The organism is Vagococcus sp. WN89Y (assembly GCF_052220145.1).
Taxonomy (GTDB): Bacteria; Pseudomonadota; Gammaproteobacteria; order Enterobacterales; family Enterobacteriaceae; genus Kosakonia.
Genome location: NZ_JBQPOM010000015.1, coordinates 43,025 through 56,268 on the forward strand (window position 1 = coordinate 43,025; position 13,244 = coordinate 56,268).

Annotated in this window: 10 protein-coding genes; 5 read left to right on the forward strand and 5 right to left on the reverse strand. The window is 54.5% G+C overall.

Going from position 1 to position 13,244, the window contains the following annotated elements:
* Positions 1-17: 17 nt before the first annotated feature.
* From degS to zapG, 3 genes are all read right to left on the reverse strand, one after another.
* The gene (gene degS / locus ACTU3N_RS05520; protein ID WP_443085137.1) at positions 18-1,127 is read right to left on the reverse strand and encodes an outer membrane-stress sensor serine endopeptidase DegS; all 1,110 of its coding nucleotides are present in this window, start codon (positions 1,125-1,127) and stop codon (positions 18-20) included.
* 45 nt (positions 1,128-1,172) lie between these two features.
* Positions 1,173-2,543: a serine endoprotease DegQ gene (degQ, locus tag ACTU3N_RS05525; protein ID WP_443085138.1), complete on the reverse strand. Its 1,371-nt coding sequence runs from the start codon at positions 2,541-2,543 to the stop codon at positions 1,173-1,175.
* A 159-nt stretch (positions 2,544-2,702) separates the two neighbouring features.
* The gene (gene zapG / locus ACTU3N_RS05530; protein ID WP_443085139.1) at positions 2,703-3,101 is read right to left on the reverse strand and encodes a Z-ring associated protein ZapG; all 399 of its coding nucleotides are present in this window, start codon (positions 3,099-3,101) and stop codon (positions 2,703-2,705) included.
* Positions 3,102-3,263: 162 nt separating this feature from the next.
* Here zapG and zapE point away from each other — a divergent pair, with 162 nt between their 5' ends.
* The 5 genes from zapE (at position 3,264) to sspB (ending at position 6,949) form a co-directional block, all read left to right on the forward strand.
* Entirely contained in the window at positions 3,264-4,391 is a 1,128-nt protein-coding gene (zapE, locus tag ACTU3N_RS05535; RefSeq protein ID WP_443085140.1) for a cell division protein ZapE, read from the forward strand.
* Between the two features lie 262 nt (positions 4,392-4,653).
* Positions 4,654-5,085, forward strand: a complete 432-nt coding sequence (gene rplM, locus ACTU3N_RS05540) for a 50S ribosomal protein L13 (protein ID WP_443085204.1) — start codon at positions 4,654-4,656, stop codon at positions 5,083-5,085.
* 15 nt (positions 5,086-5,100) lie between these two features.
* Positions 5,101-5,493, forward strand: coding sequence for a 30S ribosomal protein S9 (gene rpsI, locus ACTU3N_RS05545; protein WP_000829818.1), 393 nt, complete (start codon positions 5,101-5,103; stop codon positions 5,491-5,493).
* A gap of 310 nt (positions 5,494-5,803) precedes the next feature.
* Positions 5,804-6,442, forward strand: a complete 639-nt coding sequence (gene sspA / locus ACTU3N_RS05550) for a stringent starvation protein SspA (RefSeq protein ID WP_443085142.1) — start codon at positions 5,804-5,806, stop codon at positions 6,440-6,442.
* A gap of 3 nt (positions 6,443-6,445) precedes the next feature.
* Positions 6,446-6,949 (forward strand): ClpXP protease specificity-enhancing factor, encoded by a 504-nt coding sequence (gene sspB, locus ACTU3N_RS05555; RefSeq protein WP_443085143.1) that lies wholly within the window; start codon positions 6,446-6,448, stop codon positions 6,947-6,949.
* 79 nt (positions 6,950-7,028) lie between these two features.
* Here sspB and ACTU3N_RS05560 read toward each other — a convergent pair whose 3' ends face one another.
* Together ACTU3N_RS05560 and gltB are read right to left on the reverse strand one after the other, a co-directional pair.
* Positions 7,029-8,447 carry a glutamate synthase small subunit gene (locus ACTU3N_RS05560; protein WP_443085144.1) on the reverse strand — a complete coding sequence of 473 codons (1,419 nt, stop codon included), beginning with the start codon at positions 8,445-8,447 and terminating at the stop codon, positions 7,029-7,031.
* A 9-nt stretch (positions 8,448-8,456) separates the two neighbouring features.
* Positions 8,457-12,917, reverse strand: coding sequence for a glutamate synthase large subunit (gene gltB / locus ACTU3N_RS05565; RefSeq protein WP_443085145.1), 4,461 nt, complete (start codon positions 12,915-12,917; stop codon positions 8,457-8,459).
* Positions 12,918-13,244: the final 327 nt, after the last annotated feature.

Here is a 13,244-nt window from a genome sequence, read left to right on the forward strand (position 1 = left end):
CGGTTTTTTTGTGCTTGTCAGTTGGTCGCCGGGTATTCGGCAATCGTCACCTGCAGCGTAAGTTTTTTGTCATCACGCATGACCTCTACCGGGATCTCGGAACCCGGACGTATCTCGGCAACCTGATCCATGGTTTCAAGCGCGGATACCGCCGGTTTGCCATTAACCGAAGTGATAACATCATTGATCTGAATGCCTGCGCGCGCCGCCGGGCCATCCGGTGATACTTCGTTTACCACAATCCCCTGAATCGGATCGATACCGCCGCCCTGGGCGTGTAGCGGTGCTATTTCCCGACCGCCTATCCCGATATAACCCCGAATAACGCGGCCATCGCGGATAAGCTTATCCATAATTTTGGTGGCCAGCTGGAAAGGAATGGCAAAACCGATGCCTTCCGGCGTTTCGCCATCGTTGCTCTTATCAAACGAGAGGGTATTAATGCCCATCAGCTCGCCCAGCGAGTTTACCAGCGCGCCGCCGGAGTTACCGTGATTGATAGAGGCATCGGTCTGCAAGAAATTCTGCCGACCCGTAGGGTTCAGGCCGATGCGCCCCGTGGCGCTAATAATCCCCTGGGTGATGGTTTGCCCGAGGTTATACGGGTTACCGATGGCCAGCACCACATCACCAATGTGTGGAATGCGCTTCGCGTTAATAGGGATAACCGGCAGCCCGCCGTTGGCATTCACTTTCAGCACCGCCAGATCGGTCAGTGAGTCCGAGCCAACCAGCAAGGCTTCAAATACCCGGCCATCCTGCAATGCCACGATAATCTGGTCCGCATCATTAATCACATGCTTGTTGGTAATGATATAACCACGCTGATCCATAATAACGCCGGAACCGAGCGTGCGGATTTCGAGACGATCGTGGGTAGAGCTGTTCAGGCTGCGGTTATAGACGTTCACTACCGCCGGTGCCGCCCGGCGAACCGCCTGGTTATAGCTCACGGGGGTTTCATCAGCGCTATCGAATTGATGCGCCGTGAGCGAGTTGTTCTGACGCAATGAGGGCATGGCGGCGATAATCAGTCCACCCACAACCACACCGATTGCAATCGAGCGTAAAAGCTTCACATACATGATGGGATAATCGTTAAAAAGGAATCGAACGCAGCATACCATGAGTTCTCCGGACATCCCATGCGCGCGATGCCCGGAGAAAAATGTTTAGCGCAACAGCAGGTAGATGCTGTCGTTTCCGCGAATGATATGCAGCGCAATCACCGACGGTTTACCTTCCAGCACCTTGCGCATTTCGGCAATCGACCGCACCCGATCGCGGTTGACGCCAATAATCACATCATCTTTATGCAGACCTGCCTGGGCCGCCGCGCTGCCTTTTTCGACATTATCGACGGTGATGCCTTTGGTGCCGTCTTTCAGTTGACCGTCGCTAAGCGAAGCGCCCTGCAAGGATGGCGCAATGATTTCCGCACTGGCAGACGAAGAGGTGCTTTTATCCAGCGTCACTTCAACATCCAGCGGTTTACCGTTACGCAGCAACCCGAGCTTCACTTTTGCGCCCGGTTCGGTGGTCGCAATGCGCGAGCGCAGTTCGGCAAAGCTGCTAAGCGGTTTGCCATTTAAACTGACAATCACATCACCAGATTTAATGCCTGCTTTCGCTGAGCCTGAATTAGGCAATACTTCGCTGACAAACGCGCCGCGCTGCACGTTCAGGTTGAATGCTTTGGCGATATCAGCGCTCATTTCGGTGCCTTTAATACCGAGCAGGCCGCGTTTTATCTCGCCAAACTGAATCAGTTGTTTTGAGAGCGTCTGCGCCATATTGCTTGGGATAGCAAAGCCAATCCCGACGCTGCCGCCGCCAGGTGCCAGAATCGCGGTATTGATACCAATCAGCTCACCGTTCAGATTGAGTAGCGCGCCGCCGGAGTTGCCACGGTTAATGGAAGCATCTGTCTGGATAAAGTTTTCCAGCCCTTCAAGATTCAGACCGCTGCGACCCAGCGCAGAAACAATCCCTGACGTTGCCGTCTGCCCAAGACCGAACGGGTTACCCACGGCAATGACGAAATCGCCGACGCGCAAATTATCCGAGTCGGCAACAGCGATTTGCGTCAGGTTGCTGGCATTTTGCAGTTGCAGCAGCGCGATATCACTCTGATCGTCGCTACCAATCAGTTTGGCATCGAACTCGCGGCCATCGTTTAACTGAACGCTGATTTTCTGCGCCTGATTAACCACATGATTATTCGTCAGTACGTAGCCTTTCACCGCGTCAATAATGACGCCGGAGCCGAGGCCTTCAAAAGGCTGCGCTTGTTGCTGATCCGGCAGCTCGTCGCCGAAATACTTTTTCAGCTCCTCCGGCACTTTCTGGCCTTGCATCGCCGTGCCCTCGACCTGCACGCTCACCACCGCGGGCAAAACCTTTTCCAGCACCGGCGCGAGGCTTGGCAGCGCGCCCTGACCGGGTATTTGCGACGGTATTGCCGCCACAGACGGGAAGGGTGCCGAGAGAGTTAACCCGACACTTAACGCAAATGCACTCAACAGCTGGGTTCGTCTATTCATCGCTGCTCGCTCTCGTAACCTAAGGTGGAAGGAATGGCGTCTCAAAACAGATTGATGTTATTGAAATTTCAACCGGGTAACAATGAGGTGAATGACTAAATAATAGCTGTGATGCGAAAGAAGGGACGGGCGCACGTTCAGCGCCCGTAAAAACGGTGACTATTTACGGCTGGAACCGCCGCGTAGCAGGCCGGACGCGCTGTCAGAATAGTCGCGCGGGATTTGCACCGGTGCCTGATCGTTATTGGCTTCCGACTCCGAGAGACGGTTGCGGAACGGATTTTCTTCAGCAGACATTTCCGGCAGCAGGCTGCTGGAGCTCTTCGCCATATGTTGGTAAAGCTGGCGGTAGTCATGTGCCATATTGTCCAGAAGTTCAGCGCTGCGGGCGAAGTGGCTCACCAGCTCTTCACGGTACTCTTCCAGCTCCGCTTTGTTTTTTTCCAGCTCATACTGCAAGGCCTGTTGTTGGCGCAATTTGCGGTTTCCAAAACGCATGCCCACGGCACCGATGATAATGCCGACCACCAATCCAATTAGCGCGTATTCCCAGGTCATGAACTTCTCCCGTTGTTTTGTGATTCCGTAGGGTAGTGGCAGCAAGCTCCATACCTGCGCCCGATATTGCCACTATAACCGCTAATAGCACAGAAGTGGAATCCTGACGCAGCATCGCGTAGTGTAGAGCGGCCTTTTTTTCGTCAAGCTAATAATAACACCATGCAGAGCCTTTCCCCGACATCGCGATATCATAATGCCCTCAACGAGGGTAGCCATCAGCCCGATGATGTGCAAAAGGAAGCCGTCGCCCGGCTTGATACGATTTACCAGCAGTTGCTTGCCCGTAACGAAAGCACGGTGCCGCCAGCGCGTGGCTTAAAGGCAGCGTTTGGCAAGCTGCTCGGCAAGCGAGATGCAGCTCAGCAAGAGCCGGTTCGCGGCCTTTATATGTGGGGCGGCGTCGGGCGCGGTAAAACCTGGCTGATGGATATGTTCTATCAAAGCTTGCCCGGTACGCGTAAGCAGCGCCTGCACTTCCACCGCTTTATGTTGCGGGTACATGAGGAGCTCACCAGCCTGCAAGGGCACAGCGATCCGCTGGAAATTGTTGCCGACCGTTTCAAAGCCGAAACCGATGTTCTGTGTTTTGATGAGTTTTTTGTCTCCGATATCACCGATGCCATGTTATTGGGCGGCCTGATGAAAGCGCTGTTTGCGCGCGGGATAACGCTTGTAGCGACCTCAAACATTCCTCCGGATAAGCTGTATCGAAACGGTTTGCAACGCGCGCGTTTCCTGCCTGCAATTGAGGCTATCAAACAGTTTTGCGACATTATGAATGTCGATGCGGGCGTGGATTACCGTCTGCGCACGTTGACACAGGCGCATTTGTGGCTGACGCCGCTCAATGCTGATACCACGCAGCAGATGGACAAACTCTGGCTGGCGCTGGCTGGCGCAAAGCGTGAGCATGCGCCTGAGCTGGAGATTAACCACCGGCAGATGCCCACGCTCGGGGTGGAGAATCAAACGCTGGCGGTGTCGTTTGCCACGCTGTGCGTGGACGCGCGAAGCCAGCATGATTACATCGCGCTTTCGCGGCTGTTCCACACGGTGATGCTGTTTGATGTCCCGGTGATGACTTCGCTGATGGAGAGCGAGGCGCGCCGGTTTATTGCGCTGGTGGATGAGTTTTACGAACGCCACGTCAAGCTGGTGGTCAGCGCCGCCGCGCCTTTGTATGACATCTATCAGGGTGAGCGCTTAAAATTTGAGTTTCAGCGCTGTTTATCTCGCCTGCAGGAGATGCAGAGTGAGGAGTATCTCAAGCGTTCGCATATGCCGTAACTGGCCGTTTTTGTTTTAATCTCAGCGCGCGTGGCAGGTTGCATAAACCCAAAGGAAATCATAAAAAGGGGTCGATCTTTGACCCTGAGTTCTCTATAATCCTGCGACCCCACGTTACAACAAGGTTTTTTTCCCGAAACTCTTGTGTGCCGGCAAACATATCCGAGGGGGTAGGTTTACTGGACAATGTCGTGTGAACCTCCATTTGTTTTTAGGCGTTTGGGTGTTCACCAACGTGTAACTAATTATTTGGGTAAGCTTTATAATGAAAACTTTTACAGCTAAACCAGAAACCGTAAAACGCGACTGGTATGTTGTTGACGCGACCGGTAAAACTCTGGGCCGTCTGGCTACCGAACTGGCTCGTCGCCTGCGCGGTAAGCATAAAGCGGAATACACTCCGCACGTAGATACCGGTGATTACATCATCGTTCTGAACGCAGAAAAAGTTGCTGTTACCGGCAACAAGCGTTCTGACAAAATGTACTATCACCACACCGGCCACATCGGTGGTATCAAAGAAGCGACCTTTGAAGAGATGATTGCCCGCCGTCCTGAGCGTGTGATTGAAATCGCGGTTAAAGGCATGCTGCCAAAAGGCCCGCTGGGTCGTGCTATGTACCGTAAACTGAAAGTTTACGCGGGTAACGAGCACAACCACGCGGCACAGCAACCGCAAGTTCTTGACATCTAATCGGGATTATAGGCAATGGCTGAAAATCAATACTACGGCACTGGTCGCCGCAAAAGCTCCGCCGCTCGCGTGTTTATCAAACCGGGCAACGGTAAAATCGTTATCAATCAGCGTTCTCTGGAACAGTACTTCGGTCGTGAAACTGCCCGCATGGTAGTTCGTCAGCCGCTGGAACTGGTTGATATGGTAGAAAAACTGGACCTGTACATCACTGTTAAAGGTGGTGGTATCTCCGGTCAGGCAGGTGCGATCCGTCACGGTATCACCCGCGCTCTGATGGAGTACGACGAGTCCCTGCGCTCTGAACTGCGTAAAGCTGGCTTCGTTACTCGTGACGCTCGTCAGGTTGAACGTAAAAAAGTCGGTCTGCGCAAAGCACGTCGTCGTCCGCAGTTCTCCAAACGTTAATTGTTTTCTGCTTCGGCAGTGCAATTATCGAAAAACCCGGTTTATACCGGGTTTTTTTATGGATAAAAATTGTGTTATCCACAGTATTCAATTGTTTATCATCTCTTTTTGAGCATTTCCAGAATCCCCCCACCACAAAGCCTGCAAAATCTGGTAAACTATCATCCAATTTTCTGCCCAAATGGCTGGGATTGTTCATTTTTTGTTTGTTTTTTGAACGAGAGTGACAGTGCGCGCGGGTGGTTAACCCAAAATCTGGCCGGTCGATGAAGTCCGGTAGTAGTAATATTGAATATACCTGGAGGTTTTCATGGCTGTCGCTGCCAACAAACGTTCGGTAATGACGCTGTTTTCTGGTCCTGTTGATATCTATAGCCATCAGGTCCGCATCGTGCTGGCCGAAAAAGGTGTCAGCTTCGAAATTGAACACGTGGAAAAGGATAATCCTCCTCAGGATCTGATTGACCTCAACCCGAATCAAAGCGTCCCGACACTTGTAGATCGTGAACTCACCCTGTGGGAATCACGCATCATCATGGAATATCTTGATGAGCGTTTCCCGCATCCGCCGCTGATGCCGGTTTACCCGGTTGCGCGTGGTGAAAGTCGTTTGTATATGCACCGTATTGAAAAGGACTGGTATTCCCTGATGAATATCATCCAGAACAGCACCGGTGCACAGGCTGATACAGCCCGCAAGCAATTGCGCGAAGAACTGCTGGCTATTGGTCCGCTGTTTACCCAAAAACCGTACTTCCTGAACGATGAGTTCAGCCTGGTAGACTGCTATCTTGCTCCGCTGCTGTGGCGTTTACCGGTTCTGGGTATTGAGCTGAGCGGTGCCGGTGCCAAAGAGCTGAAAGGGTATATGACGCGCGTATTCGAGCGTGACTCTTTCCTCGCTTCTCTGACAGAAGCCGAGCGCGAAATGCGCCTGGGCCGGGGTTAACTAATGGATTTGTCACAACTGTCTCCACGCCGCCCGTACTTGCTGCGGGCCTTCTACGAATGGCTGCTGGATAATCAGCTAACGCCGCATCTGGTTGTTGATGTGACGATGCCGGGCGTACGCGTGCCGATGGAGTATGCGCGTGACGGGCAAATCGTGTTAAACATCGCGCCGCGTGCGGTAGGTGGGCTGGAGCTGGCAAACGACGAGGTGCGTTTTAACGCGCGCTTCGGCGGCGTGCCGCGTCAGGTTGCCGTGCCGCTGGCCGCTGTGCTGGCGATTTACGCCCGGGAAAACGGTGCAGGCACCATGTTTGAACCGGAAGCCGCATACGATGAAGAGGCTGTCAGTCTGAATGATGATAGCAATGCTTCAACGCCGGAAAACGAGACAGTGATGTCGGTTATCGACGGTGATAAACCTGATAACGCAGAAGGTGAGGATAATAATCCTGATGACGATCCGCCGCCGCGCGGCGGGCGTCCTTCGCTGCGAGTCGTTAAATAGTACCAGTCAGGGCCTATCGGCCCTGATTTTTTGTACATAAAAAAGGAGACCTTCAGGTCTCCTTTTGCTTGTCGAAGGATTACACTTCCAGGTAGTTCAGAATACCATCCGCGGCTTTGCGGCCTTCGGCAATGGCCGTGACCACAAGGTCTGAGCCGCGCACGATATCACCACCGGCAAAGATTTTCGGGTTACTGGTCTGAAACGCGTTTTCGCTGCCTTCAGGCGCAATAACACGGCCCTGAGAATCCAGCTCGACGCTGTGTTTCGCCAGCCACTCCATGCTATGCGGGCGAAAGCCAAACGCCATCACGACCGCATCAGCGGGTACCACATGCTCTGAACCGGGGACGATTTCCGCGCGACGACGGCCTTTCTCATCCGGCGCGCCCATTTCAGTACGCGCCATTTTCACGCCGCACACATGGCCGTTAGCATTGATCTCAACACCCAGCGGCTGCACGTTAAACTGGAATTCCACGCCCTCTTCGCGCGCATTTTTCACTTCGCGCCGGGAACCTGGCATGTTCTCTTCGTCACGACGATAGGCGCAGATAACATGCTTCGCACCCTGGCGCACGGAGGTACGTACGCAGTCCATCGCCGTATCGCCGCCGCCCAGCACCACCACGCGTTTGCCTTCCATACTGACATACGGCTCGTTCGGCGTTTCACAAAAGCCCATAAGCTGTTTGGTGTTGGCTATCAAAAATGGCAGCGCATCAAACACGCCCGGCGAGTCTTCATTTTCCAGCCCGCCGCGCATGGATTGATACGTCCCGACGCCGAGGAAAACCGCGTCGTACTCTTTCAGCAGCTCATCGAGCAAAATGTCGCGACCCACTTCAGTATTGAGTTTGAACTCAATACCCATGTCGGTGAAAATTTCGCGGCGGCGGGTCATCACTTCTTTTTCCAGCTTGAAAGCAGGAATACCAAAGGTCAGCAGGCCGCCGATTTCCGGGTGGCGATCGAACACCACCGCTTTTACACCGTTGCGGGTCAGCACATCCGCACACGCCAGCCCTGCCGGGCCTGCGCCGATAATGGCCACACGCTTATCGGTCTGACGCACGCCGGTTAAATCAGGACGCCAGCCCATTTCAAAGGCTTTATCGTTGATATAGCGCTCGATGTTACCGATGGTGACTGCGCCGAATTCGTCATTCAGCGTACAGGAACCTTCGCACAGGCGATCTTGCGGGCAGACGCGCCCGCAGACTTCCGGCAGCGTATTGGTTTGATGCGACAGCTCTGCCGCCTCAAAAATACGCCCTTCGTTTGCCAGCTTCAGCCAGTTCGGAATGTAGTTATGAACCGGGCATTTCCACTCGCAATAAGGGTTGCCGCAGGAGATGCAGCGATCTGCCTGCGCTTTGGCCTGGCCTTCAGAAAAAGGCTCATAAATTTCCACAAACTCTATTTTACGCAGCTTCAGCGGTTTCTTTGGCGGATCAACGCGCTGTAAGTCGATAAACTGGTACACATTCTGACTCATCTGAATTCCTTACTGCGCCTGCACGCGCAACTCTGCCGCGCTACGACTACGGTGACCTAACAGGGCTTTCACATCGCTGGACTTCGGTTTTACCAGCGCAAACTTCGCGGCAAACGCAGGCCAGTTTGCGAGGATCTCTTCACCACGATGCGAACCGGTATGCTGCACATGCTCGGTGATAAGACCACGCAGATGCTCTTCATGAATAGCAAGATCATCAACGCTCAGCACTTCCACCAGCTCCGGGTTCACGCGTTTACGGAACTCTCCGTCCTCATCCAGCACATAGGCAAAGCCGCCGGTCATGCCCGCGCCGAAGTTGACGCCGGTTCTGCCCAGCACGCAAACAATGCCGCCGGTCATATATTCACAGCCATTATCGCCGATGCCTTCCACCACGGTGATAGCGCCGGAGTTACGCACGGCGAAACGTTCGCCAGCGCGGCCTGCGGCATACAGACGACCACCGGTTGCGCCATACAGGCAGGTATTGCCGATGATGCTCGCCTCGTGGCTGCGGAAAGCGGAACCGATAGGCGGGCGCACTGCTACCAGGCCGCCAGCCATGCCTTTGCCCACATAGTCGTTGGCATCCCCGGTCAGGTAAAGCTCGACGCCGCCTGCGTTCCACACGCCAAAGCTCTGCCCTGCGGTACCGCTGAAATAAGCTTTGATTGGATCGCCCGCCAGGCCCTGATCGCCATTCGTCTGGGCGATATAACCAGACAGCGACGCGCCCACAGAGCGGTCAGTGTTGCGGATATCGAACCAGAACGTTTTGCTCTGTTTCGCATCAACAAACGGCTTCGCCTGTTGCAACAGCTGCGCGTTGAGCACGCCGTTATCAAATGGCGGGTTCTTCTCCGTGCAGTAGAGCGCTTTGCCCGCATGCGGCTGCGCAGTTTCCAGCAGTTTCGCCAGATCCAGTTTTTGCTGCTTAGCGGTAAAACCATCCAGCTCTTTGAGCAGATCGGTGCGGCCAATCAAATCCACCAGGCGCTTCACGCCCAGCTGCGCCATCAGCTCGCGCGTCTCGCGGGCGATAAATTCAAAGTAGTTGGTCACTTTGAAGGGCAGGCCGTGATAGTGATTCTTACGCAATTTTTCGTCCTGAGTCGCTACGCCGGTGGCGCAGTTATTCAGGTGACAAATACGCAGGTATTTACATCCCAGCGCCACCATCGGGCCGGTGCCAAAACCGAAGCTCTCTGCGCCGAGGATCGCCGCTTTGATAATATCGAGACCCGTCTTCAGGCCGCCGTCGACCTGCAGACGAATCTTATGGCGCAGGCCATTTGCCACCAGCGCTTGTTGCGTCTCTACCAGACCAAGCTCCCACGGGCAGCCGGCATATTTCACCGACGACAGCGGGCTGGCGCCGGTACCGCCATCGTAACCTGCGATAGTGATAAGGTCGGCGTAAGCTTTTGCCACACCGGTTGCAATGGTGCCGACGCCTGGCTCTGACACCAGTTTGACGGAGATCATCGCTTTCGGATTGACCTGCTTGAGGTCAAAAATCAGCTGCGCCAGATCTTCGATAGAGTAAATATCGTGATGCGGCGGCGGTGAAATCAGCGTCACGCCGGGCACCGAGTAGCGCAGTTTAGCGATATACGGCGTCACTTTATCGCCCGGCAGCTGGCCGCCTTCACCGGGCTTCGCGCCCTGAGCAACTTTTATCTGGATGACATCCGCGCTGACCAGGTAGGCGGGCGTTACGCCAAAGCGCCCTGAAGCCACCTGTTTAATGCGCGACACTTTATGAGTACCGTATCGCGCCGGATCTTCCCCGCCTTCGCCTGAGTTCGAGAAACCGCCGAGGCTGTTCATCGCTTCAGCTAACGCTTCGTGCGCTTCCGGGCTGAGTGCGCCAATCGACATCGCCGCGGTATCAAAACGTTTAAACAGCTCTGTTGCCGGTTCCACATCCTCAAGGCTTACGGCTTCCCCGCCCGGATTAATCGCCAGCAGGTCGCGCAGCGTAGCCGCCGGACGTTCGTTGACCAGCTTTGAATATTCCTGATAGTCGCGGTATTCGCCGCTCTGCACCGCCTGTTGCAGGGTGCGTACCACGTCCGGGTTGTAGGCGTGGTATTCGCCACCGTGGACGTATTTCAGCAATCCACCTTGCGACAGCGGTTTGCGTGCCAGCCAGGCGCGTTTCGACAGGTTTAACAGATCCTGCTCAAAGTCAGCAAAACCCGCACCGCCGATACGACTCACCACGCCCTGGAAGCAGAACTCTGCCACTTCGTCGTGCAGGCCAACCGCTTCAAACAGTTTTGAGCAGCGGTAAGAGGCGATGGTCGAAATGCCCATCTTGGACATTATTTTATAAAGCCCTTTATTGATGCCGTTGCGGTAGTTCAGCATCACCGTGCGGTAATTCTTCTCGATAGCTTTGCTGTCGACCAGTTTTGCCAGCGTTTCATAGGCAAGATACGGGTAGATAGCGGTAGCACCGAAGCCCAGCAGCACGGCGAAATGATGCGGATCGCGGGCGCTGGCGGTTTCAACAATAATGTTGGCATCACAGCGCAGGCTTTTATCCACAAGCCGGGTCTGGATTGCGCCGACCGCCATCGGTGCCGGTACCGGCAGCCGGTTTTTCGCGATGTTACGGTCAGAAAGCACCAGCAGCACCGTACCGTCGCGCACCATCTGCTCGGCTTTATCGCACAGCGCTTTGACGGTGGCTTCCAGCGTGGTTTCGGTCACGTCAAAGGTGATATCCAGCGTATCGGCGCGATAGTGCTCCTCTTTCATCGTCGTCAGCTGTTTAAAGTCTGAGTAGAGCAGGATGGGCGATTTAAAGTTCAGACGATGCGCCTGGCCTTCGGCTTCACAGAAGACGTTCATTTCGCGGCCAATACTGGTGGAGAGCGACATCACATGCGCTTCACGCAGCGGATCGATTGGCGGGTTGGTCACCTGCGCAAACTGCTGGCGGAAATAGTCGTAAATAATGCGTGGCTGGCTGGAGAGCACGGCAAAGGGGGTGTCATCGCCCATAGAGCCGACCGCTTCCTGACCGTTTTCGCCCAGGACCCGAATAACCGAGTCCAGCTCTTCAAAGCTGTAATTAAACTGTTTCTGGTAGCTCGCCAGCAAATCATCATCCAGCTCGCGAATACCGACTTCCTCATCCGGCAAGTCTTCAAACGGCACCAGGCGGCGCACGTTTTTCTCCATCCACTCTTTATAGGGATGGCGGCTTTTCAGATCGTCATCCGTTTCAGCAGAGTGCAGGATGCGCCCGCCGCGGGTGTCGATAACCATCAGCTCGCCGGGGCCGACGCGGCCTTTTTCCACCACTTCGTCCGGCTGATAATCCCAGATGCCCACTTCGGACGCGCAGGTGATAAGTTTATCTTTCGTAATGACATAGCGCGCAGGGCGCAGGCCGTTACGGTCGAGGTTACAGGCGGCGAAACGACCGTCAGACATCACGATGCCCGCCGGGCCGTCCCACGGCTCCATATGCATGGAGTTAAAGTCGAAGAAGCTGCGCAGGTCCGGGTCCATATCCGGGTTGTTCTGCCAGGCAGGCGGCACCAGCAAACGCATGGCGCGCACAATATCCATCCCGCCCGCCAGCAGCAGCTCAAGCATATTATCCAGCGAGCTGGAGTCAGAGCCGGTTTCATTAACAAACGGCGCAGCGTCCTGTAAGTCCGGGATCAGCGGCGTTTTAAATTTATAAGTACGCGCGCGCGCCCACTGACGGTTACCGGTGATGGTATTGATTTCACCATTATGTGCCAGATAGCGAAACGGCTGAGCCAGCGGCCAGCGCGGCACGGTGTTGGTCGAAAAACGCTGGTGGAACAGGCAGATGGCCGATTCCAGGCGCAGATCGGCCAGGTCCAGGTAGAAACGCGGCAAATCTGCCGGCATACACAGACCTTTATAGATATTGACCAGGTTTGAAAGGCTACAGACGTAGAACTCTTTATCTTCCTGCAGGCGCTTTTCAATACGGCGGCGGGCGATAAACAGACGGCGCTCCATATCGCGCGGACGCCAGCCCGCCGGTGCATTGACGAAAATTTGCTCAATACGAGGCAGCGAGGAGAGGGCGATTTCACCGAGCACCCCTTCGTTGGTTGGCACATCGCGCCAGCCGACAATCGACAGGGTTTCTTGTTGCAGCTCTTCTTCGACAACACGACGTGCCGCGCTGGCTTTCTCTGCATCCTGATTAAGGAACAGCATACCAACGGCATAGTTTTTCGCTAAGCGCCAGCCGCGCTCTTCGGCGACGATACGAAAGAAACGGTCGGGTTTTTGCAGCAGCAGGCCGCAACCATCGCCGGTTTTACCATCGGCGAGGATAGCGCCTCGGTGCTGCATTCTGGCCAGCGCGTGAATGGCGGTACGCACTACCTTGTGGCTAGGTTCGCCTTCTATGTGGGCGATCAGGCCGAAACCACAGTTATCCCTCTCAAGGGATTTATCGTACAACATATCAGTGAACCTCCCCAGGCTCTGCGAGCCCCTCCCGATCGTTACGCACAGGCGTAAAAAGAGCATGGCGACGGGGCAATAGCCTCGCGTGTCGCCCTCTTTAATATCCTTTTCGCATCGATTCACAAGTGTTGAGGACTTGCTTAAGAGGGAATCTCAATAACTGCATAAATATGATGAGCAGACCGCTCATCCAGAAAGCTTCCAGCGGATTTCCAACTTATCGGGAATCCGCACACAGGTCAAATGCCTGGCTTATTGGTGAGGTTAGGGATGAAAATGAAGTTATCTTATTGAAATAAAAATGTAATTTAACATTTTTTGATT